The 21,066-nt window shown below is 68.0% G+C and carries 18 protein-coding genes and 1 tRNA gene; 9 read left to right on the top strand and 10 right to left on the bottom strand.

The features are described 5' to 3' along the window. Window positions 1-7: 7 nt before the first annotated feature. The gene (locus AC0L6G_RS02275) at window positions 8-2,635 is read right to left on the bottom strand and encodes a TonB-dependent receptor (protein ID WP_473252786.1); all 2,628 of its coding nucleotides are present in this window, start codon (window positions 2,633-2,635) and stop codon (window positions 8-10) included. 283 nt (window positions 2,636-2,918) lie between these two features. Beyond that, a complete protein-coding gene (locus AC0L6G_RS02270; RefSeq protein ID WP_473252785.1) occupies window positions 2,919-3,545 on the bottom strand; it encodes a TetR/AcrR family transcriptional regulator in 627 nt (208 codons plus the stop codon). A 50-nt stretch (window positions 3,546-3,595) separates the two neighbouring features. Here AC0L6G_RS02270 and AC0L6G_RS02265 point away from each other — a divergent pair, with 50 nt between their 5' ends. Beyond that, window positions 3,596-4,435, top strand: coding sequence for an oxidoreductase (locus tag AC0L6G_RS02265; RefSeq protein WP_473252784.1), 840 nt, complete (start codon window positions 3,596-3,598; stop codon window positions 4,433-4,435). A 198-nt stretch (window positions 4,436-4,633) separates the two neighbouring features. On the opposite strand, the gene AC0L6G_RS02260 is transcribed toward AC0L6G_RS02265, so the two are convergent. Beyond that, window positions 4,634-4,725 (bottom strand) — tRNA-Ser (locus AC0L6G_RS02260). Between the two features lie 125 nt (window positions 4,726-4,850). On the opposite strand from AC0L6G_RS02260, the gene AC0L6G_RS02255 reads away from it, so the two are divergent. From AC0L6G_RS02255 to AC0L6G_RS02240, 4 genes are read left to right on the top strand one after another with little or no spacing between them, the layout of a single operon-like run. Then, entirely contained in the window at window positions 4,851-6,362 is a 1,512-nt protein-coding gene (locus AC0L6G_RS02255; RefSeq protein ID WP_293826051.1) for an exopolysaccharide biosynthesis polyprenyl glycosylphosphotransferase, read from the top strand. Window positions 6,363-6,373: 11 nt separating this feature from the next. Continuing rightward, window positions 6,374-7,819 (top strand): oligosaccharide flippase family protein, encoded by a 1,446-nt coding sequence (locus tag AC0L6G_RS02250; protein WP_293826092.1) that lies wholly within the window; start codon window positions 6,374-6,376, stop codon window positions 7,817-7,819. Continuing rightward, window positions 7,816-8,748 (top strand): glycosyltransferase family 2 protein, encoded by a 933-nt coding sequence (locus tag AC0L6G_RS02245; RefSeq protein WP_473252783.1) that lies wholly within the window; start codon window positions 7,816-7,818, stop codon window positions 8,746-8,748. Before AC0L6G_RS02250 ends, AC0L6G_RS02245 begins: the two co-directional genes overlap by 4 nt. Next, on the top strand, window positions 8,748-9,677 hold the full coding sequence (locus tag AC0L6G_RS02240) for a glycosyltransferase family 2 protein (RefSeq protein WP_293826055.1): 930 nt from the start codon (window positions 8,748-8,750) through the stop codon (window positions 9,675-9,677). Before AC0L6G_RS02245 ends, AC0L6G_RS02240 begins: the two co-directional genes overlap by 1 nt. A 6-nt stretch (window positions 9,678-9,683) precedes the next feature. Here AC0L6G_RS02240 and AC0L6G_RS02235 read toward each other — a convergent pair whose 3' ends face one another. After that, entirely contained in the window at window positions 9,684-10,385 is a 702-nt protein-coding gene (locus AC0L6G_RS02235) for a P-loop NTPase family protein (RefSeq protein ID WP_293826057.1), read from the bottom strand. A 47-nt stretch (window positions 10,386-10,432) separates the two neighbouring features. After that, on the bottom strand, window positions 10,433-11,851 hold the full coding sequence (locus tag AC0L6G_RS02230; RefSeq protein ID WP_291536745.1) for a GumC family protein: 1,419 nt from the start codon (window positions 11,849-11,851) through the stop codon (window positions 10,433-10,435). A gap of 144 nt (window positions 11,852-11,995) precedes the next feature. Here AC0L6G_RS02230 and AC0L6G_RS02225 point away from each other — a divergent pair, with 144 nt between their 5' ends. Continuing rightward, on the top strand, window positions 11,996-12,754 hold the full coding sequence (locus AC0L6G_RS02225) for a polysaccharide biosynthesis/export family protein (protein WP_473252782.1): 759 nt from the start codon (window positions 11,996-11,998) through the stop codon (window positions 12,752-12,754). 3 nt (window positions 12,755-12,757) lie between these two features. Here the strand turns inward: AC0L6G_RS02225 and AC0L6G_RS02220 are convergent, their stop codons facing one another. Continuing rightward, complete coding sequence (locus AC0L6G_RS02220; RefSeq protein ID WP_291536748.1) at window positions 12,758-13,063, bottom strand: sel1 repeat family protein; 306 nt, start codon at window positions 13,061-13,063, stop codon at window positions 12,758-12,760. A gap of 283 nt (window positions 13,064-13,346) precedes the next feature. Here AC0L6G_RS02220 and AC0L6G_RS02215 point away from each other — a divergent pair, with 283 nt between their 5' ends. Beyond that, window positions 13,347-13,922, top strand: coding sequence for an RcnB family protein (locus AC0L6G_RS02215; RefSeq protein WP_293826061.1), 576 nt, complete (start codon window positions 13,347-13,349; stop codon window positions 13,920-13,922). Window positions 13,923-14,081: 159 nt separating this feature from the next. Further along, the gene (locus AC0L6G_RS02210; protein WP_293826063.1) at window positions 14,082-15,095 is read left to right on the top strand and encodes an RcnB family protein; all 1,014 of its coding nucleotides are present in this window, start codon (window positions 14,082-14,084) and stop codon (window positions 15,093-15,095) included. Window positions 15,096-15,237: 142 nt separating this feature from the next. Here the strand turns inward: AC0L6G_RS02210 and gatB are convergent, their stop codons facing one another. Beyond that, on the bottom strand, window positions 15,238-16,740 hold the full coding sequence (gene gatB / locus AC0L6G_RS02205) for an Asp-tRNA(Asn)/Glu-tRNA(Gln) amidotransferase subunit GatB (protein WP_293826065.1): 1,503 nt from the start codon (window positions 16,738-16,740) through the stop codon (window positions 15,238-15,240). Window positions 16,741-16,836: 96 nt separating this feature from the next. Here gatB and AC0L6G_RS02200 point away from each other — a divergent pair, with 96 nt between their 5' ends. Then, a complete protein-coding gene (locus AC0L6G_RS02200) occupies window positions 16,837-17,184 on the top strand; it encodes a hypothetical protein (protein WP_293826067.1) in 348 nt (115 codons plus the stop codon). 68 nt (window positions 17,185-17,252) lie between these two features. Here AC0L6G_RS02200 and adhP read toward each other — a convergent pair whose 3' ends face one another. The 3 genes from adhP to AC0L6G_RS02185 all read right to left on the bottom strand — a co-directional run bounded on the left by adhP (window position 17,253) and on the right by AC0L6G_RS02185 (window position 21,065). Continuing rightward, window positions 17,253-18,284, bottom strand: a complete 1,032-nt coding sequence (gene adhP, locus AC0L6G_RS02195) for an alcohol dehydrogenase AdhP (RefSeq protein ID WP_291536756.1) — start codon at window positions 18,282-18,284, stop codon at window positions 17,253-17,255. 150 nt (window positions 18,285-18,434) lie between these two features. Continuing rightward, window positions 18,435-19,952, bottom strand: a complete 1,518-nt coding sequence (gene exaC, locus AC0L6G_RS02190) for an acetaldehyde dehydrogenase ExaC (protein ID WP_293826069.1) — start codon at window positions 19,950-19,952, stop codon at window positions 18,435-18,437. A 138-nt stretch (window positions 19,953-20,090) separates the two neighbouring features. After that, window positions 20,091-21,065: a GAF domain-containing protein gene (locus tag AC0L6G_RS02185; protein ID WP_293826071.1), complete on the bottom strand. Its 975-nt coding sequence runs from the start codon at window positions 21,063-21,065 to the stop codon at window positions 20,091-20,093. Window position 21,066 lies beyond the last annotated feature (1 nt).

Here is a 21,066-nt window from a genome sequence, read left to right as displayed (position 1 = left end):
CCGGTCCTTACAGCTTCAACTTGAACACCATGCCGTAAGAGGCCGGGCGTCCCGCGATGAAGGTCGGCATCCCCAGGCTGTCGCCGGAGTTGCCTGCGTCCTTGATATATTCCTCGTCGAGGATGTTCTCGCCGAAGGCCTCGACCGCCCAGTTCGCCGAATCCGGCACATAGCGGACGCGCATGTTCAGCAGGCCGTAGGACTCCTGGACCTCGTCCTGGATCAGATCGGCGACGATGGCGCCGCGGGCGACGGTCTGCAGGTCGGGGCGATCGTTGTCGTTGTCGAAGAACATTTCCGACTGCCAGGTGTAGGTCGGCTGCAATTCGATCGCCCCGCCGCCGACCGGCAGGCTCCACAGGGCGCCGATCGAGGCCCGGTGGTCCGGCGAAAGGCGGAAGCGGTTGCCGTCGAACACGCCGTTCTCGAACCGCGAGTGGTTGTAGCCGTAGGTGGCGAACAGGTCGAAGTTCGAGGTCAGGGCGAAGTTCATCTGGCCTTCGAAGCCGTAGGCCTTGGCCTCGCCGGCGTTCGTCGTGATGAATTCGGCGCCCTGCTGCACCGTCGTCTGGAAGTTTTCGTAGCTGTAATAATAGACCGCCCCGTCCAGACGCAGGCGACGATCCATCAGGGCGGCCTTGGCGCCGACCTCGTAGCTGTCGACCTGTTCCGCATCGACTTCGGAGAAGTTCGGCTGGCCGATCCGGGCCACGTCGCCGGCGAGCAGCAGGCCGACCGGATGGCTGGGCGACGAGGCCGAGAGCACCTTGGGACGGCGGCCGCGCGCATAGTTGGCGTAGACATTGGCGTCGTCGGTCACGGCGTAGCGGGCCGTCAGACGCCAGGTCAGACCGTCGTCGTCCAGGTCGCGGTAGACGGTGTCGCCATTGTTGACGGTCGGCTGAATGGTCAGGCCGAACAGCGGGAAGGTCGGCGACGCAGGGGCGTTGGCCATGCCGGGCGTGGCCAGGCCGGCGATCAGGCTGTTGGCGAAGGCGCCCAGCTGCGCGGCCTGGGCCAGCGAGGCAGGGGTGCCGGCCGCGATCAGGCGGGTGATGTTGGCCTGGACCGATTGCAGGGCCAGCAGGCCGCCGCCCACCGAACGGCCGTTGACCAGGCGGCTGGAGAAGCCGCTCGTCTTGTCGTCCTGGGTGTAGCGCAGGCCGCCGCTGATCTCGAGCCGGTCGGTCAGTTGGAAGGTCAGGTCGCCGAAGACGTCATAGGAGGTCAGCTCGCCATGGTTGGTGCTTTCCTCGATGTGCGCCGCTTTCATATTAGCGACCAAGGCGGCCGCCACCGGCGCAGGCAGTCCGAAACCGCCCATCGAGGCGGGGGCGATCAGGGCGCTCGTGACGACCGCCGGATAGGCGCCCAGCGGCAGAGTGTTGTCGCCGACCACGCCCGGAGCGCCGTCCAGCAGCCCGACCAGTTGCGGCAGGGCGACCCGTTCGTTGAACTGCAGCGGCGCACGCTGATAGCCCTCCTCGTGGAACCAGCCGGCGCCGACGAAGCCGCTGAGACGGCCGCCGTTGTCGAACGACAGGCGCAGATCCTGGCTCCACTGTTCGCCATAGGCGTCTTCGGCCGCCGTCAGGATCGGCAGGGAGACGCCGTCGGCGTCGAAGGTCTCATAGCTTTCGAACTGGCGATAGGCGGTGGTCGAATTCAGCGTCCACGAAGGCGTCAGGTCGATCCGGGCCAGGCCGGTCACGCCCCAGACCTTGCGGTCCAGCCCCAGGTCCTTGCCGCCGTCGAACTCGCCGCCCGGCGTCAGGGCCGCGCCTTCCCACGGCGCCTTCGACCCCAGGACGGCGCCGGTGTTCGGATCGGCCGGCTCATAGGCGATCGACTTGAACGACGTGCCCGAGGCTTCGTCGGTCTGATAGTTGGCGATGACGTCGAACCGCATGGCGTCGTTCGGCGTCCAGGCGCCGGACAGGCGGAAGGCGTTGGTCTCGATGGAGTTGTAGTCCTCGCCGCCCAACAGGTTCTCGACATAGCCGTCGCGGGTCTTCATCCGCGTGGCCAGACGCAGGCCGGCGGTCTGGCCCACCGGCAGGTTTACGGCGCCCTCGACCGAGACATAGCCCTCGTCGCCGGCTTCGATCTGGGCGTAGGCGTCGGTCTGGCCGGGTCGAGCGCGGTTCTGGACCAGATTGACAGCGCCGATCAGGGCGCCGCGGCCGTACAGGGTCGACTGCGGCCCCTTGGCGACCTCGATCCGTTCCATGTCGAACAGTTCGACATACGAACCCCGCGACTTGGAGATCGACACGCCGTCCTGGAACACCGACACACGGGGCTCGGTGGTGGCCTCGCCCGAGTCGGAGGTGATGCCGCGCATCACGAAGCCGGCGTTGTTCGGCGACTGGTTCTGCACCAGGAAGCCGGGCACGAAGGCCGACAGCTGATCGAACTCTTGAATGCCCAGGTCTTGCAGGAACTGCCCGGAATAGGCGGTCAGGGCGAAGGGCACGTCGATGGCCTTCTGCTCGCGCAACTGGGCGGTGACGATCACGTCGTCCACGCTGCTGACCGGCTGGGCCTCCTGCGCCCAGGCGGCGCTCCCGCCCATCATGGCGCCCGTCAGGGTCGCGGCGGCCAGCAGGCGCGCCTTCAGCGTGGTCTTGAACATCGGATCCCCCGGATTCGGCTAAGCTGGGGCCGTGCCTACGCTCTGGCGATGTCGGCTGAACGACGCTGGCGCGTCGCCTTGATAACGCCGCGCGGCGACAGACCCGCGACATTTGCTCCGCCTACCAACAAGACGACGCTCATATTCAGCACGTCGTCGCTGTCCAGTTCCGGCAGTTCCGCCGATGGCGCCGAGAACGACGAACAGGGACCTATCTAAGCCATAGCCCTCCGATTTAACCCTCGAACGAATGGCGACGATGGGCGGCTTCTCCAACGGCGGCTTAGGAGGCGGAATCGCTGAATAGCGACGGTTCGACAAATCCGAACAGCAACGTTTTCGCCATCTCCCGCGCATTCGAGGCAAGCGCCTGATCCGGCAGTTCGCCGGCGGTCCAGAACGACAGAACCCCGCGAAAGGCGAAGGCGAACTGTTCCGGCAAACAGCGCAGCGCTCTCTCCCTGCGCGCCGCGATCAAGCCGTCGCCGGCGCCCAAGGCCAGCGACCATAAGGTCGTGGAGTGCGCCAGGACCTTTCCGGGGGACGGACCGGCCGTGCCGATCCACCCCATCACGGCTCGATTTATCTCCGGCTCCTCCAGCATCACCTCGACCGCCGTGTCGATCGCCAACAGCACCCTGCCGGCGGCGTCGGCAGGCGGAGACATCTTGGCAAAGCGCTGGGCCATCGTATCGATCCGCCGCCCCGAAAGGGCATGCATGATCGCAGCCTTGCTCCCGAACTGATTGAACGGTGTCGCGAAACTGACTCCGGCTTCGGCGGCGAGGTCGCGCATCGAGAAATCGGCCTTGCCCCTGCGGAGCAGTCGCTCCGCTGCGTCCATCACGCGCTGGCGAAGCGGCTCGCCCCTGGCGGTGGCCGGAGCGACCTGGCTCTTGCTTCCTGTCATGCCCCTATTTATATCATGATATAGTTTTAGTCATAGCCCGGAGTTGTCCCATGGCTTCCACCTCCAAGACATTTCTCATTACCGGCGTCAGTTCCGGCCTGGGGCGCGCCTTTGCCTTGGGCGCGCTTGAAAAGGGCCACCGTGTGATCGGCACCGTGCGGCGGCAGGCCGACGCCGAGGCCTTCGCCGCGCTCGCGCCCGATCGCGCTCACCCGGTCATGCTGGATATGACCGATTTCGATGCGATTCTCCCGGCTGTCGCCGAAGCCGAACGACGGGCCGGTCCGGTCGACGTGCTGGTGAACAATGCGGGTTATGGCCATGAGGGCGTGCTGGAAGAATCGTCCATGGACGCTCTTCAGCGCCAATTCGCCGCCAATGTCTTCGGGCCCGTCGCGATGATCAAGGCGGTGCTGCCAGGCATGCGGGAGCGGCGGCGGGGCCATATCGTCAACGTCACGTCCATGGGCGGCTTCATCACCATGCCCGGGATCACCTTCTATTGCGGAAGCAAATTCGCGCTCGAAGGCATCTCCGAGGCGCTCGGCAAGGAGGTGGCGAGCTTTGGAATTCGGGTGACGGCGCTCGCTCCCGGCCAGTTCCGCACGGATTGGGCCGGACGCTCGATGGATCGCACATCGCGCAGCATCGCCGACTATGACGCGGTCATGGACCCGATCCGCGCCGCACGACAGGCCAAGAGCGGCAACCAACCCGGCGATCCCGCCAAGGCCGCCCAGGCGTTGCTCGCGCTGGTCGATGCCGAGAATCCGCCGGTGCGGCTGTTCCTGGGCGATGACGCACTTGGCCTCGTCGAGCAGAAACTCGACGGGATGCGGGCCGAAATCGCGGCGTGGGAGGAGCTTTCGCGTTCAACCGGCTTTGCATGATGAGCGCCTGAATCTGTGGCGGCTTATGAAGGCGCTCCGCGCGTCTTCATAACCGCTATGGGGTCGCAAGCCGCCGTCGCGGCTCTCGATTCTCGAGATATATCGGGCTGTAGCGTAGAATCGGCGGCCTATTATCTCACCCGGTGGGACGGAACGATCGGCGGCGAAATCGCACCATAGACGGTGATCGGCGGTCTATGGCGGAGACGGAGGGATTCGAACCCTCGGTACCGGTTACCCGGTACGACGATTTAGCAAACCGTTGCCTTCAGCCACTCGGCCACGTCTCCTGCGAGGGCGTCGATAGCGGAGGCTGATGCATCGCGCAATCGGGTTCGCGTGAAAGCGGTCATGTTAACGCGACATAGAGGCCGAAGCCGCAGAATGGCGTTTCGTCAACCGCCCTCGGACCCCGATGCTCGACCGTCCCGACAGTCTCGCCGCCCGCGCGCAGGGCCAGGGCGGCGGCGCCGCGCCGGGCAGGCCGCGCGCCGCGCGGGGTCCGTTCCGGCCCGAGGTCTGGCTGAACGCGCGCCAGCGCTCGTCGGTGCGGCTGTCGGCGCATTATTTCCGGCTGATCGACGTGCTGGCGGTGATCGGCGTCACCCTGGCGGCCATGTTCGGGCTTCGGCCTGGCGAGGCCTCGCACGGTCTGACGGCGGCCGAGGCCGCGCCCCTGGCGGCGGGCGCCCTATCGGCGCTGACGCTGCTGCGCGGGTTCCAACTCTATCGCTTTGCGCGCGACACCTTCTGGCCCCTGCATCTGGCCGGGGTCGCGGCGTGCGGTCTCGTCGCCGGCGGCGCCGCGCTGCTGGCGGCCCTCGCCCTGGGCGCCGAAGCCCCGGGCCGCGTCGGCCTTTGGACTGCGGCGAACGGCGCGTGCCTTTTGGGCCTGCATGGCGCCTGGCTGGGCCTGATCGCGCGCTGGCGGCGACAGGGCGCCCTGTCGCCCAATATCGTGGTGGTGGGCGCGACCCGGCACTGCCAGACCCTGATCGAACAGGCCTTGGATCGGCGCGACATGAATGTGCTGGGCGTGTTCGACGACCGGCTGGCCCGCGCCCCGCAAAGCGTCGCCGGCGTGCCGGTGCTAGGCGACGCCAGCGCCCTGATGACCCATCGGATCATGCCCTATGTCGACCGGATCGTCCTGGCCATCGACCCGGAGGCAGGCCAGCGGGTGCGCGATCTGACCCAGCGGCTGCAGACCCTGCCCAATCCGCTGACGGTGCTGGTCGATTCGGAACTGGGCGGCGACGGCGTGCTGAACCGCTTGGCCAATGCGCCCCTGGCCGCACTGGACGGTCCGGCCGACCCGGATCGCCGCGCCTTCAACAAGCGGCTGCAGGACCTGTTGATCGGGGCGCTGCTCTTGGCCGTCGCGGCGCCGATCATGGCGCTGATCGCCCTGGCCGTTCGTCTGGACAGCCCCGGTCCCGTCTTCTTTCGCCAGCGCCGTCACGGCTTCAATCACGAGACCATCGTAGTGTGGAAGTTCCGGTCCATGCGCCACGAGGCCGCCGATGCGACCGCCTCTCGCCAGGTCTGTCCCGGCGACGACCGCATCACCCGCGTCGGCCGCTTCATACGCGCCACCAGCCTGGACGAACTGCCCCAGCTCTTCAACGTCCTGTCGGGCGAGATGTCCCTGGTCGGGCCCCGCCCCCACGCCATCGGCATGAAGACGGGCGAGACGGAATCCGCCCTGCTGGTCGCCGAATACGCCCATCGCTGCCGCATCAAGCCTGGCATGACCGGCTGGGCCGCCGTCAAGGGCTCGCGCGGCCCCGTCGACACCGAGGCCCAGGTGCGCAAGCGGGTTCAGCTGGATATCGAATATGTCGAGCGCCAATCCTTCTGGCTGGACCTGTGGATCATGCTGATCACCGTGCCCATTTTGCTGGGCGACCGGGCGGCCGTGCGTTGAGCGAACAGCGTATGTTCTGGCGCGGCGTCTGGGGTTATCTGCCGGCCCAGATCGTCCAGGGCGTGGTCGGCTTCCTGACCATCTATGTCTTCACGCGCCTGCTCAGTCCGACCGATTTCGGCCATTACGCCCTGGCGTTCTCGGTGACGACCCTGGCCCATACCGTGACCTTCAGCTGGCTGGAGGCGTCGATGGCGCGCTTCTGGGCGGCGGAGCGGACGCCGGACGGCCTGGCCGCCCATTTCGCCAGCCTGTATCGCACATCATTCGCCATCATCGCCGTCTTCATCCCGGTCGCCGCCGTGGCGGTTTGGCTGGCGCCGCTGACGCCCGCCTTCAAGATCGCCGTCGCCTTCGGCCTTGCGGGCGCGCCCGTGCGCAACCTGGCCAAGCTGGCGCAGGAGCGGTTCCGCGCGGCCGGCGAGGTGTCCAAGGCCGCCGGCCTGGACATCTTCGTGGCCATACTGGGCTTCCTGGTCGGCGCCGGCTTCGCCGTGGCGGGCGCGGGCGCGGCCTCTCCCCTGCTGGGCCTGGCCATCGCGCCCTTGTTCGCCCTGCCCTTCATCCTGCCGGGAGAGCTTCGCCAGACGACCGGCGGGATGGTGGATCGGGCGCGGCTGCGGGCCTATGCGGCCTATGGCTATCCGATCGCGGCGTCCCTGACCCTGGCCCTGGTTCTGGCCTCGACCGATCGTTTCCTGTTGGCGGCCTTCATGGATGCGGCGGCGGTCGGCGCCTATCACGCCAGCTACAGCCTGGCGAACCGGACGCTGGACGTCATCTTCATCTGGCTGGGGGCGGCGGGCGCGCCGGCCATGGTCATGGCGCTGGAGCGTGGCGGGCGCGAGGCCCTGCGCCGGACGGCGCTCGAACAGGGCTCGACCCTGATCCTGATCGGCCTGCCCGCGGCGGTGGGCCTGTCGCTGGTCGCGCGGCCGATGGCGGAGCTGATGATCGGGCGCGAGCTCAGGGACGCCGCCGCCCTCGTCACGCCTTGGATCGCGGCCTCGTCCTTCCTGTCGGGCATGATCGCCTATTACTTCGGCTTTGGCTTCACCCTGGGGCGCAGGACCGGGCTGTTGCTCGTGACGATGGCGATCCCGGCCCTTAGCAACATCGGGCTGAACCTGTTGCTGATTCCGCGCCTGGGCGTGGTCGGTGCCGCCGTCTCCACAGCCGCCAGCTTCGCCATCGGCCTGATCGCCTGCCTGGCGCTCAGCCGCCGCGCCATCGCCCTGCCGGTGCCGTGGGAAGCGCTGGTCCGCTGCGGTCTGGCGTCCGCCGTAATGGCCGCGACGGTCTGGTTCCTGCCGTCGATCGGCGGATTGCCCGAACTGGTCATGGACGCCGGGATCGGCGGCCTGGTCTACGCCGCCGCCGCCCTGATCCTGAACGCCGCGGGGGTGCGGGACGTGGCCATGCGCATGATCCGCGCGAGACGGGGCGCCATCGCATGACCGCCCAGATTCACGACAATGCGGCCTGGGCTAGGGCCGCGCCCCGGATTTCGGTTCTGACGCCCTTCCTGCGCGACGATCCCGAAATGCTGATGACAATGCTGGACAGGGAAGCGGAGGCCCTCGGAGGCGCGGTCGAGTTGATCCTGCTGGACGACGGTACGGGCGACGCCGCCTTGACGACCCGGCTCCGGGCGGCGGCGGATGGCTTGAAACTGCCGGCCCGCCTGATCACCCTGTCGGCCAACGAGGGGCGCGCCAAGGGCCGAAACCGCCTGACGACCGCCGCGCGGGGCGACGCCTATCTGTTTCTGGACAGCGACATGCGGCCCGATACGCCGCGCTTCCTGCAGACTTGGCGCGATCTGGTCGCAGAGACCGCCCCGGCCGCGGCCTTCGGCGGCTTTTCGCTGGATCAGGCCCCGGCCGAGGCGCGCTTCGCCGTCCACCGCGCCCTGTCGTCCGCGTCCGAATGCATGCCGGCCGCGACCCGCGCCCTGACGCCCGAGAAATACGTCTACACCTCCAACCTGCTGGTGCGGCGCGACGTCTTCGCCGCCGAGTCCTTCGATCCCGGTTTCACCGGCTGGGGCTGGGAGGACGTGGAATGGGCCATGCGCGTGTCCCGCCGCTTTCCCGTCATCCATGTCGACAATCCCGCCACCCACATGGGGCTGGACACCGTCCAGGATCTGGCGCGCAAGTTCGACCAGGGCGCGGCCAACTTCGCCCGGGTCGTGGCCCTGCACCCCGACATCGTGCAGACCTATCCCAGCTATCGCGCCGCGCGCGCGCTGAAACGCCTGCCCTTCCTGCCCCTGGCCCGCCGGGCCATGCGACGGGCGGCGAGCGTCCCGTTCCTGCCGGTCAAGGCGCGCGCCTTCGCCCTGCGTCTTTATCGCGCGGCCGTCTATGCGGATGCGATCTGATGCGCGACGTCGCCGTCGTCATCCCCACCCTGCGGCGGCCCGAGGGGCTGGAGCGCGCCGTGCGTTCGGTCTTCGCCCAGGCCGAGGCGCTGGAGCGGATCGCCGCCGTCGTCGTCGTCGACAACGACCCGGACGGCTCGGCCGCGCCTCTGGCGGAGCGGCTGCGATCCCAGGGGCCCGTCCCCCTGGCCTATGTCCACGCCCCGATACCCGGCGTGGCCACCGCGCGAAACGCCGGCCTGGCCGCGACCGACGCCCCCCTGATCGCCTTCCTCGACGACGACGAGGCCGCCTCGCCCCGCTGGCTCGCCGCCCTGCTGGAGGCCCAGGTCCAGACCGGCGCCGACGTCCTGTTCGGTCCCATTCGCGGCCGCGTGCCGGATGACGCCGGCTGGACCACCGCCTATCTTGAGCGGTTCTTCGGCCGCCAAGGGCCGCTTCGGAACGGCCTGACCGACGACCTTCACGGCTGCGGCAACACCCTCATGGTGCGTCAGACCGCCCTGCCCGGCCCGGCCCCGTTCGACGTGGCCATGAACGAGACTGGGGGCGAGGACGATCGCCTGTTCACCGCCCTGATGAAGCGCGGCGGCCGGTTCGGCTGGGCCGCCGACGCCTGGGTGGACGAGTTCGCTCCGCCCCACCGCGCCACCCTGGCCTACGCCCTGACCCGCGCCTTCGCCTATGGCCAGAGCCCCAGCCAGATGGCCGCCGACCGGGACGACTGGCCGGGGGTGATCAAATGGATGCTGGTCGGCGCCGCCCAGACCGCGATCTGGGGTGCGGCGTCTCTGGTATTCGCCATGCTGCGCCATCCCGGCCGCGCCCAAGTCTATGACCGTTGCGCGCGCGGTCTGGGCAAGCTGCTCTGGACCCGCCGCTTCGAGCCGAAACTTTATGGGGCGGCGATGCTGTCGCGCGGCGGCTGAAGCGCCTCAGCCCGTCAACCGCTGCAGGAAGCCAGGCGCGCGATAGGTCGAGCGGTTCATCACCACGCCGGCGATCCTGCCGCCCACCGCCTCGATCTCGTCGCGCAGGATGACCGGCGCGCTGGCGGCCGTGCTTTCTGCGGCCACCACCAGGACCGTGGTGTCGACGAAGGGGGCCAGGGTTATGGCCATGTCGTTGCGATCTGCAGCGGGCGCGTCGATGACGATGGTGTCGGCATGGGGCCGCAACGCCTCCCAGTAGCGGGCATCGCCCAGCGCCTCGACCCGGTGGCCGGACCGCAGCGCCTCCATGTGGAAATGCGTCACCCACAGACGCCCGCCCAGGCAGGGCCGCGCGGTCAGGAGGCGCGAATCGGGCACGGGCTTGCCGTCGCGGCCGGTCACGCGCGGCGTCACGGCGTAGAAGCTGGACCCGTCGGGCGACGCCTGGGCCGCCTTGCCGATCTGTCCGAAGCGATCCGGCTCGGCCGCGACGGCCTCGAGCTGCCCCTGCTGGGCCAGGTCGCCGTCGATCAGCCAGACGGGCTTGCGCGCCCGCACGGCGGCCAGCCGTGCGAACTCGCGCGCGACGGTGGAGGCCCCCTCTCCGGTCGCGGCGGCGGCGAACTGGACGACGCGTGCGCGGTGCGCCGGCGCCGGCCCCAGCGCGGCCCACAGACCCGCCATTTCAGAAGTCAGATCGACCATCGAATCGCCAAGGCGCTCCCTAAGGTCTCAATCTAGCACGACTGTCCCTATCCAGGCTTGGCCGGCGCGACCGCGAGAACCGGCATGTCCAGCGTCCGGCCGACCGAGGCCGGGGTGGAAAAGCCCCGCCGCGTGAACACCCGCAAAAGGCCCACGCACAGGGCGGTGAAGGCCGCGAACAGGAAGACGGCCGCCAGCAGCGGGATCTTCAGGCTCTTGCCCGTCGACGGCGGCTGGGCGCGCTCGATGACGGTGACATTGTCGGCCCCGGCGGCGACCAGGGCGTTGTCGGCCCGGCTCTGGGTCTCGCGCTGCTGGAATTCGCGGATCGAGGCGCTCAGCACCTCGCGATTGCCGGCCAGGGTGGTGTTTTCGGATTCCAGCGCCGTCAGCCGAGCCTGGCGCGCGCGGATGTCCCCCAGTTGGCGATCCAGCACCGCCAGCCGCGCCGCCAGCGAATCGCGTTCGGCCCGGGTGTTGATGCGGTTGGTCTCCAGCTCGGTCCAGACGGGGTTCGGGCCGGTGCGCACCTCCTTGGCCCCCACCGCCGTCCCGGTCGCGACATAGGCTTGAAGCTGGTTGATCCGCGCCTCTATGTCCTTCACCGGCTGGGCGTCGGGCTGATAGCGCGACAGCAGTTGCTCGCGCTCGGTGCGCAGTTGCAGCACCTGGTCCTGGGCCGAAATATTCAGATCCTGCTGCAGCGCCACTTCGGCCGGCGTGCCCGCCTGCTGCGCCGTCAGGGTGTTCAGCCGCTGGCTGGTCTGGTTCAACTGACTCTGGGTCGACATCCGGTCGGCGAAGACGCTCTGATAGGTCGCCGCCAGGGTGGCCTTGGCGGCGGCGAAGTCGCCGATCTGGTTGGACGCCAGAAAGGTCTCGTAGGCCCGGTCCGCATCGCCCAGTTCGTCCTCGAAGGCGACGCGCTGGCTGGCGATGGCGGGCGTCTTGTCGCGGAAAACCTCGCGGCGATAGGCCAGATACTGTTCGATCACGGCGTTCAGCACGCGCGCCGCCCGTTCCGGGTCGTCGGCCTTGTAGCTGAGATGGATGACGGCGCTGCCGGGCGCGGTGGCCACGGTCAGACTGGTCCCGATCACGCGCCGCGCCGACGCCTCGGCTTTTTCGGGACCGCCCTTGGGCGCCTCGCCCAGGATGGCGGCGGGCCCCAAGGCCTCGACCACCTTCTGGCGCACGGCGCCCGATCCCAGGATCGCGGCTTCGGAGTTTGCGACCTCGTCGCCCTGGGGGGCCTGTCCCCGCTCGGCCGTGCCGACGCGCGGCTGATAGACATATTCCTGGCCCACGCCGGCGAAGACCGAACCCGTGGCGGTGTAGCTCTTCTTCAGGGTCATGGCCGCCGCCACGCCGATCGCCAGGATGACCGCGAACACCAGGACCATCAGCAGCAGCTCGCGCAGCAACAGGCCGATGACGTCCAGCACGCCGTAGCGCGGTCGGGTCATGACATAGGCCGAAGGACGCATGGAAGCGGGGCGAATCCCTTGGAAAGGCGTGTTGTCGTCACCCTTCGCCCACCGGCGTTAACCGATGATTACCCATAATCGGCCAGTTTCGATCGACCGATATCCGAGGGCCGACCGATTCCCATGCTGTCCGATCGCCGCCTGTTTCTTCTCGGCCTGGGCTCGGCCTCCCTCGCGACTTCTATGTCGGCCTGCGGCGGCGCCGGCGCCATGCGCGCTCCCGGCGGGATCGCCGGCGGCCCGCATACGGTCCAGGGGGGGGGGCCCGGCATCGGCTTCGCCGACTGGACGGACCGGCAGCCGGAATATCTGCTCTATCCGGGCGACGAGATCGAGGTCGCCACGCCGACAGCGGCGGAATTGACGCGGACGGTCAGGATCGGCCCAGACGGCCGCATCGCCCTGCCCCTGATCGGCTCGGTCATGGCGGCGGACCGGACCCTGCCCCAGTTGCAGCAGGATCTCGCCGCAGTCTACGCCTCCCAGCTGATCCGGCCAGTCGTCGAGGTGACGCTGCGCCAAGCCGGACCGATCCGCGTCTGGGTGGACGGCGAGGTCCGCACCCCCGGCGTGTTCGAAATGGTCGGCGATCTGGACGCCTATCAGGCGATCATCCAGGCGGGCGGTTTCGCCCCGACGTCCAGGCCGGACAGCGTGGCCCTGATCCGACGCGGGCCGGGCGGATCGCGCATGATGCGCGTCGTCGACCTCCGGCCGCGCCGAGGCGAGGTGGCGGCTCTGCGGCGGGGCGACATCCTGTTCGTCCCACGCTCGACGCTGGGCGAACTGGCGGCCTTCTTCACCCAGGTCCGCGCCGCCATGCCCATCGGCTTCAGCTATTCGATCAACGGATCGAACGGAAACGGCTACGCCCAGTTCTGAGGGTCAGGCGACCAGTTGGACCACGCCTTGGTCGATGTAGCGGCGCGCAGCCTTCTGGGCCTCGGCGATCTCCTCGCGCTCCATCTCCATGCTCATCTCGCGGCGATAGACGCGCGCTTCGATGGAACCCTTCATGGCCGCCAGGTTGAAGATCATATGGGCCGACACCCGGTCCATCGGACAACCGCCCGATCCGGCCGAATACATCATGCCCAGTTTGAACAGGTCGTCGCCGGACATGTCCGGCGTCGGCAGCGGCAGCCCCTTGTCCTGGGCCTGCAGATCTTGCGCCATTTCTTGCGCGTTCATCACCGTATCTCCTGAACGGGCGCCCTTCTGGGCCCGCCTTGCGAGACGACATCAAATACCGGCGGTTTGAAGTTAGAGTTAACGTTGAACGGCGATCGGCGGTGTTTTCAGTAAAGCGAAAATGAATACTGCGGCGCGATTCACCTTCTGGAAACCCGCCCGCCGGGCTTTACGAAATCCTGACGGCGCCATTCAGCGGGGGTTCAGCCGCTGGGACTGAACGTGATCGTCATTAACGGGTCGATCCGGCGCCTCGTCGGCCGCCCATGAATGGAGCACGAAGATGAACCGCCTCGCCAAGGCCGCCGTCGTCGCCCTCGCCCTGTCGACCACGGCTGCGCCGATGTTCGCCCAGGCCCAGGATCGCGACCGTCGCGAATACCGCCAGGATCGTCGCGACGATCACCGCGACTTCCGTCAGGAGCGTCGGGATGATCGCAACGACTGGCGCAACGGCCGCTATGACGATCGTCAGAGCTATCGTCAGGATCGCCGCGACGACCGCCGCGATTTCCGCGCCGAGCGCCGGGATGACCGCCGCGACTATCGCTGGGACCGCAGCAATCGCGACTGGTGGCGTGGGCGGGCGGACTTCCGCGGCTACAACGGACCGCGCGCCGGCTACTGGTACGCGCCCAGCTATGGCTACTATCGGGTGGAGCCGCGCTACGCCGGCTATCGCTGGCGGACCGGCGGCTATCTGCCGAGCCAGTATCGCAGCTATTATGTGCGCGACCCCTATGTGTACGGCCTGCGCCCCGCCCCGCGCGGCTATCGCTACGTCCACGCCGGCGGCGATATCCTGCTGATCGCGGTCGCCACCGGCCTGATCGCCAGCGTGCTTTCCGGCGTCTATTGAGTCGCAGGAATCGCGCTCGCCGACCCCGCAGCTTCGCCTGCGGGGTCGTGTCGTTTTGCGCAGACTCTTGATTGAAAACGATGTTCAGCCTGGGTTCATCGCCGCGAACGCATCGTCGTCCCAAGCCGCCGGAGAACCGGCGTGCAGGAACCGTAAGACATGAAACGCCTTTTGACGGCTTTCACCGCCGTCGCCGCCCTATCCGCCCCCCTGGCCGCCCCGCTGCAAGCCCTGGCTCAGGACACGGCGGAACAGCCCGCCCCGCGTCGCGAGCGGCCGTCCCGCAGCGCAGACCGTCCTGAACGTCCGGCCATGACGCGCGACACCCAGCCCCGCTTCGAACGCCCCGCCCGACCGGACGGCGGCGCGCAACGCCCCGAACGTCCATCCGGCGGCTGGAGCCGGCCCGACCGGCCCGGGGCGGACGGCCCGCGTCCCCAGCGGCCCGAAGGCGGATCGAACCGGCCCGACCGTCCGAACGCCGGCCAGCGACCGGACCGGCCGGAAGGCGGCTGGAACCGCCCGGACCGCCCCAACAGCAGCCAACGGCCCGACCGGCCCGGCAATAGCTGGAACCGCCCCGGCCGACCGGATGCCGGCGGCCAGAGACCCGACCGCCCCGGCGCCGGCTGGAACCGCCCGGACCGCCCCAACGGCGGCCAACGGCCCGACCGTCCCGGCAATAGCTGGAACCGTCCAGACCGGCCTGGCGCCGGCGGCCAGAGACCCGACCGCCCCGGCAGTGGTTGGAATCGCCCGGATCGTCCCGGTTCGGGGTGGAACAACGGCCGCGACCGCGATCGGCAGCGGCAGGAGTTCCGCCGGCGCTTCAACGCCGACCAATGGCGGCGCGACTTCTATCGCAACCACCGCGCCGACTGGTGGAGGAATGACAACCGCTTCCGGGGCTATTCCGGCGTCCGCATCGGCTTCTACTTCGCGCCGGGCTGGGGCTACTACAGCGTGCCGCGCTCCTACTGGGGCCGCACCTGGTCGGTCGGCCAGTATCTGCCCGACGTGTTCTGGCGTTATCAGCTGAACGACTGGCGCACCTATGGCCTGGGCTATCCGCCTGAGGGCACGCGCTGGGTGTCGGTCGACAACAACCTCTATCTGATCGACGAATACGACGGCTATATCATCGATGTCGTCCGAGACGCCTGGCGCTGGTAGCCAAGAACGCGAAGGTCCTGGAGAACGCTCTCCGGGGCCTTTGTTCATTGAGACGTGTCGCTCAAGCAGCGAGCGACCGCGTCGCGAGCGTTAGCGACCCGCCGGGGGTTTGGGGGCCGCAGCCCCCAAGCAAAACTTGAGATCAAAGCCCCAGCTTTGATCTCAGAATGTCGTTGACGGCGGCGGGATTGGCCTTGCCGCCCGTGGCCTTCATGACCTGGCCGACGAACCAGCCGATGGCCTGGGGCTTTTCGGCGACTGCGGCGGCCTTGTCCGGGTTGGCGGCGATGATCTCGTCCACCGCCTTCTCGATGGCGCCGGTGTCCGTGACCTGTTTCAGGCCGTGCTTCTCCACCACTTCGGCCGGCGATCCTTCGCCGTTCCAGACATGATCGAACACTTGCTTGGCGATCTTGGACGAGATGACGTTCGTCTCGATCAGTTCGACCAGCTGCGCCAGATGGGCGGCGGGCAGCGGGTTGTCGCTGAAGTCCTTGTGATCCGCAGCCAGACGGGCGGAAACCTCGTTCGTGACCCAGTTCGACACCAGCTTGGCGTCCCGACCCTTCGCGGCCGCTTCGAAATAGTCCGCCTTGGCCTGTTCGGAGATCAGCACGACGGCGTCGTATTGCGACAGGCCATAGTCGGCCATCAACCGTTTGCGCTTGTCGTCCGGCAGTTCAGGCAGAGACGCCCTGATCTCGGCGATCCAAGCCTCTTCCAGGTCCACCGGCAGCAGGTCGGGGTCGGGGAAGTAGCGATAGTCCTGCGCCTCTTCCTTGGAGCGCATCGAGCGCGTCTCGCCCTTGGTCGGATCGAACAGGCGGGTCTCCTGCACGATCGAACCGCCGTCCTCCAGAATCTCGATCTGGCGGCGCGCCTCATACTGGATCGCTTGAGAAATGAAGCGGAAGCTGTTGACGTTCTTGATCTCGCAGCGCGTGCCCAGATAGCCGAAGTCGCCCGACTGCTTGAACTTGTCGTAGTTCCCGGCGCGGCAGACCGACACGTTCACATCGGCGCGCAGATTGCCCTTCTCCATGTCGCCGTCGCAGGTGCCCAGATAGATCAGGATGGTCCTGATCTTCTTCACATAGGCCACCGCCTCTTCCGGGGTGCGAAGGTCGGGGCGCGAGACGATCTCCATCAGCGCCGTGCCAGCCCGGTTCAGGTCGACATAGCTCTCGGTCGGCGACAGGTCGTGGATCAGCTTGCCCGCATCCTGTTCCAGGTGCAGCCGCTCGATGCCCACGTTGAAGAACCCGCCGTCGTCGGCCTCCACCTCGACCACGCCCTCGCCCACGATGGGGTAGTAGAGCTGGCTGATCTGATAGCCGGTCGGCAGGTCCGGATAGAAGTAATTCTTGCGGTCGAACTGGCTGCGGCGGTTGATCTGCGCGCGCAGTCCCAGGCCCGTCTTCACCGCCTGTTCGACGCAATGCTTGTTCAGCGTCGGCAACATGCCGGGGAAGCCCGCATCCACCAGCGACACCTGCTCGTTCGGCCCCGCGCCGAAGCCGACGGCGGCCCCCGAAAACAGCTTGGCCTTGGAGGCCACCTGGGCGTGGATTTCCAGCCCCATGACGATTTCCCAATCGCCGGTGCGGCCCTTGATCGTTTTGGCGTTCGAAACGGTGTCGGTCATGCGCCCGTCCTAGCGCCCTCGTCGGCGGCGAGAAAGGGGGCTGTCTTGATGATGTCGCGAAAGGCGCTCAACTTGCGCTTCCCAATGGAGATTTCGATGACAAAGACCCTGTTCGCCGCCGCTGCGGCCTCCCTGCTGCTGGCCGGCGCCGCCTCGGCCCAGACCGCGCCGGCCCCCGCCCCGACTCGGGCTCCCGCGGCTGCGCCTGACCATGCCCATCACGACGCCCGCCCGACGATCGACAGCACCATCGAGGCGCTGGTCGCCGATCCCGCGACCAAGGCGGTGCTGGACAAGCACCTGCCCGGCCTCGACCGTCACCCCGCCTACGCCCAGTTCAAGGGCATGACCCTGCGTCAGGTCGCCCCCTTTTCTCAGGGCCACATCACCGACGCCAAGATCGCCGCCATCGACACCGACCTGAAGGCCATACCGGCCGCCTGATCCCGCATCGCGGACAGGGAAAGGGGCGGCCGGATCACCGGCCGCCCCCTCTCATCGCCGGGCGTCGATCAGTTGATGTTCATCACGATCCGGCCCTCGATCTGACCCTTGTGCATCCGCTGAAAGATGTCGTTGATGTTCTCCAGCGGCTCGACCGAGACGGTCGCCCGTACCTTCTCGTCGGCGGCGAACTGCAGCGCCTCCTGCAGATCCAGCCGCGTGCCGACGATGGAGCCGCGCACCGTCGTTCCGTTAAGGACCATGTCGAAGATCGACAGCGGGAAGTCGCCGGGCGGCAGGCCGTTCAGCGCGACGGTCGCCCCGCGCGCCGTCATGTTGACCGCCTGTTCGAACGCCTTGGGCGAAACAGCCGTGACCAGAACCCCTTGCGCGCCGCCGTCCGTCTGGGCCTTGATTTCGGCGGCGGGGTCATTGGAGGTCTTGGCGTTGACCGTCACGGTCGCGCCCAGCCGCCGGGCCAGGTCCAGCTTGGCGTCGTCCACGTCCACGGCGGCGACATTCATCCCCATGGCCTTGGCGTATTGCACCGCCACATGGCCCAGGCCGCCGATGCCCGAGATCACCACCCAGTCGCCGGGCTTGGTCTCGGTCATCTTCAGCCCCTTATAGACCGTCACCCCCGCGCACAGGATCGGGGCGATGTCGTTGAAGCTGACGTTGGCCGGCAGATGGCCGACATAGTTCGGATCGGCGATGGCGTATTCAGCGAAGCCGCCATTGACCGAATAGCCAGTGTTCTCCTGCTCGTGGCACAGGGTCTCCCAACCGCCCAGACAGTGTTTGCAGTGGCCACAGGACGAATACAGCCAGGGGATGCCGACGCGATCCCCTTCCTTGACCAGCTTGACCCCGGCGCCCACGGCCGAGACATAGCCGACGCCTTCGTGGCCCGGAATGAAGGGCGGGTTGGGCTTGACGGGCCAGTCGCCCTCGGCGGCGTGCAGGTCGGTGTGACAGACGCCGGAGGCCTCGATCTTGACCTGAACCTGGCCGGGTCCGGGCTCGGGCACGGCGACTTCCTCGATGGTCAGCGGCTTGCCGAATTCGCGCACGACGGCGGCCTTCATGGTCTTGGGCATCGGACGTCCTCCTCGGTTCTGGGGGAAGGCGGCGGACAGATCGAAAGCAGGAAATCGGCCTGTCCGCCGCTCAGTCTCGCGCGCTGTGGGAGTGGTTTCGGCGCGCGGTCGCAGGATGGCCGGCCGACGACCGGCCGTCCTTGATCTAGGTCAGAAGAAGCCCAGTTTGTCGGGGCTGTAGCTGACAAGCAGGTTCTTGGTCTGCTGATAGTGGTCCAGCATCATCCGATGGTTCTCGCGCCCGATGCCCGACTTCTTGTAGCCGCCGAACGCCGCATGGGCCGGATACTGGTGATAGCAGTTGGTCCACACCCGCCCCGCCTGGATGGCCCGGCCGGCGCGATAGGCGGTGTTCATGTCGCGCGACCACACCCCGGCGCCCAGGCCGTATTCGGTGTCGTTGGCGATGGCGATGGCCTCCTCCAGCGTCTTGAAGGTGGTCACGGCCAGGACCGGCCCGAAGATCTCCTCCTGGAATATCCGCATGTTGTTGGTGCCCTTGAACACGGTCGGCTCGACATAGAAGCCGCCGGACAGATCGTCCTTCAGCACCGCCTGATGACCACCGGTCAGGACCTCGGCGCCTTCGTCCGCGCCGATCTTCAGATAGCCCAGGATCTTCTTCAGTTGCTGGTCCGACGCCTGAGCGCCGACCTGGGTTTCGGGGTCCAGCGGATCGCCCTGTTTGATCGCCTTCACCCGGGCGATCGCCTTCTCGATGAAGGCGTCGTAGATGTCTTCATGGACCAGCGCCCGGCTGGGGCAGGTGCAGACCTCGCCCTGGTTCAGGGCGAACATGGCGAACCCTTCCAGCGCCTTGTCCAGGAAGGCGTCGTCGTGATCCATCACATCCTTGAAGAAGATGTTGGGCGACTTGCCGCCCAGCTCCAGCGTCACCGGAATGATGTTCTTGGTCGCATATTCCATGATCTTCTGGCCCACGGCGGTCGAGCCGGTGAAGGCGATCTTGGCGATGCGCGGATTGGTGGCCAGGGGCTCGCCGACCTCGACGCCGGTGCCCGACACGATGTTCAGCACGCCCGCCGGCAGCAGGTCCTGGATCAGTTCGATCACCACCAGGATGGACGCCGGCGTCTGTTCCGCCGGCTTCAGCACGATGCAGTTGCCCGCCGCCAGGGCCGGGGCGATCTTCCAGGCGGCCATCAGGATCGGGAAGTTCCAGGGGATGATCTGACCGACCACGCCCAGCGGCTCGTGGAAATGATAGGCGACCGTGTTGTGGTCCAGTTCCGAAATCCCGCCTTCCTGTGCGCGGATGCAGCCGGCGAAATAGCGGAAGTGGTCGATGGCCAGCGGGATGTCGGCCGCCAGGGTCTCACGCACCGGCTTGCCGTTGTCCCAGGTCTCGGCCTCGGCGACGGCTTGCAGGTTCTGCTCGATGCGATCGGCGATCCGGTTCAGCAGCAGGGCGCGTTCCGCCACGCTGGTCTGGCCCCAGGCGTCCTTGGCGGCATGGGCGGCGTCCAGCGCCTTTTCGACGTCGGCCGCGTCCGAGCGAGCCACCTCGCACAGGACGCGGCCGTTCACCGGGGAGGTGTTCTCGAAATAGCGGCCGTTGACCGGCGGGACCCACTGTCCGCCGATGAAGTTGTCATAGCGCGCCTTGAACTTGGGGGTCGCGGCGCGGACGAATTCGGGTTTGGTCATGCATGGCCTCCTGACGTGTTCCTCGGGCGTCGCTTATCGACGTCGTTGGGACCGGAAGCTCGTCTTCAGCCGGCGCGCGCGCCAGACCGGCGGCTCATGGTGCGCTGCAAACCTGTCGCAGGTTTGCGACAGGTCGGATCAGTGGGGCGCCCCGGCCAGGCCCAGCCGATGCAGCTTCCTATGCAGGGTGGCGCGGCTGACGCCCAGCGCCCGCGCCGCCGCCGACACATTGCCGTTGTTCAGCGCCAGCGCGCGCCGGACCGCCCCGCGCTCGGCCTCCAGCAGGTCCGCCTCGATGGAGCCGCCGCCCAGCACCTCGGCCGCCGCCAATTGTCCCGCGATCCGCTCGTCGGTGATCGACAGGGCCAGCCGCGCCGCCCGCGTCGCCCCGACCACCAGGTCGTCGCGATCCACCGCCAGCAGCGCCGCCGCGTTGCGCTCGACCGCATCGCCCGCCAGCACGATCCGCGCGGTCGAGAACGCCTGACGAAAGGCCTGGGCCTCGATGGCCCGCGCGGCATCGGCCACGGCCGCGTTGATCAGCCCCAGCATGGCTTCGGTCTGGTCCGCCCGGCACGACGACACGTCCAGCGCCCCCGCCAGCCGCCCCAGGTGATCGTAGATCGGATGGCTGGAGCAACTCAGGCCGATGTTGCGCGCATGGAAATGCTGGTCGCGGTGGATCGTCACGGGCCGCTTTTCGGCCAGGGCCGTGCCGATGCCATTGGTGCCCTCCACCGCCTCGGACCACACGGCGCCGGGCCACAGGCCCCAGCGGTGGAAGATCTCGTCGTCGCTGGCCATGCCGCGTCGCTCGACCGGCACGCCCGAGGCGTCGGACAACAGGACGCAACAGCCTGCGTCCCCGACGGCCAGGAACAGCCGGTCCAGCACGCCTTGCGCCGCCTGCGTCACCGGCTCCATCGCCTCGCGCGCGGCCCGAAGCTGGCTCTCGGTCAGGGTGGCGACCTGGTCCCGGCTTTCGGGGTCCAGGCCGTACAGCATCATCGACCGGCGCCACGACGCGGCCAGCGCCGATCGCGCCGGCCCCGTTCCGTCGTCCAGCGCCTGTTTGATCAGGCTGCCGTGGTCGTTTCCCGTTCGCGCGCCCATG

The sequence above is a fragment of the Brevundimonas sp. D3-1P genome (assembly GCF_055809335.1).
Note: the sequence above shows the minus strand (reverse complement) of the source record. Positions and strands in the feature narration are given on the sequence as shown.

Bases quoted from the DNA above. Each gene is read 5' to 3' on its own strand.
- exaC (WP_293826069.1), bottom strand. From the start codon at position 19,952: ATGACCAAACCCGAATTCGTCCGCGCCGCGACCCCCAAGTTCAAGGCG.
- AC0L6G_RS02185 (WP_293826071.1), bottom strand. From the start codon at position 21,065: ATGGGCGCGCGAACGGGAAACGACCACGGCAGCCTGATCAAACAGGCG.
- AC0L6G_RS02235 (WP_293826057.1), bottom strand. From the start codon at position 10,385: ATGGTCGATCTGACTTCTGAAATGGCGGGTCTGTGGGCCGCGCTGGGG.
- AC0L6G_RS02255 (WP_293826051.1), top strand. From the start codon at position 4,851: ATGCTCGACCGTCCCGACAGTCTCGCCGCCCGCGCGCAGGGCCAGGGC.
- AC0L6G_RS02275 (WP_473252786.1), bottom strand. From the start codon at position 2,635: ATGTTCAAGACCACGCTGAAGGCGCGCCTGCTGGCCGCCGCGACCCTG.
- AC0L6G_RS02200 (WP_293826067.1), top strand. From the start codon at position 16,837: ATGACAAAGACCCTGTTCGCCGCCGCTGCGGCCTCCCTGCTGCTGGCC.
- AC0L6G_RS02270 (WP_473252785.1), bottom strand. From the start codon at position 3,545: ATGACAGGAAGCAAGAGCCAGGTCGCTCCGGCCACCGCCAGGGGCGAG.
- AC0L6G_RS02210 (WP_293826063.1), top strand. From the start codon at position 14,082: ATGAAACGCCTTTTGACGGCTTTCACCGCCGTCGCCGCCCTATCCGCC.
- AC0L6G_RS02220 (WP_291536748.1), bottom strand. From the start codon at position 13,063: ATGAACGCGCAAGAAATGGCGCAAGATCTGCAGGCCCAGGACAAGGGG.
- AC0L6G_RS02245 (WP_473252783.1), top strand. From the start codon at position 7,816: ATGACCGCCCAGATTCACGACAATGCGGCCTGGGCTAGGGCCGCGCCC.
- AC0L6G_RS02230 (WP_291536745.1), bottom strand. From the start codon at position 11,851: ATGACCCGACCGCGCTACGGCGTGCTGGACGTCATCGGCCTGTTGCTG.
- AC0L6G_RS02225 (WP_473252782.1), top strand. From the start codon at position 11,996: ATGCTGTCCGATCGCCGCCTGTTTCTTCTCGGCCTGGGCTCGGCCTCC.
- AC0L6G_RS02250 (WP_293826092.1), top strand. From the start codon at position 6,374: ATGTTCTGGCGCGGCGTCTGGGGTTATCTGCCGGCCCAGATCGTCCAG.
- AC0L6G_RS02265 (WP_473252784.1), top strand. From the start codon at position 3,596: ATGGCTTCCACCTCCAAGACATTTCTCATTACCGGCGTCAGTTCCGGC.
- adhP (WP_291536756.1), bottom strand. From the start codon at position 18,284: ATGCCCAAGACCATGAAGGCCGCCGTCGTGCGCGAATTCGGCAAGCCG.
- AC0L6G_RS02215 (WP_293826061.1), top strand. From the start codon at position 13,347: ATGAACCGCCTCGCCAAGGCCGCCGTCGTCGCCCTCGCCCTGTCGACC.
- AC0L6G_RS02240 (WP_293826055.1), top strand. From the start codon at position 8,748: ATGCGCGACGTCGCCGTCGTCATCCCCACCCTGCGGCGGCCCGAGGGG.
- gatB (WP_293826065.1), bottom strand. From the start codon at position 16,740: ATGACCGACACCGTTTCGAACGCCAAAACGATCAAGGGCCGCACCGGC.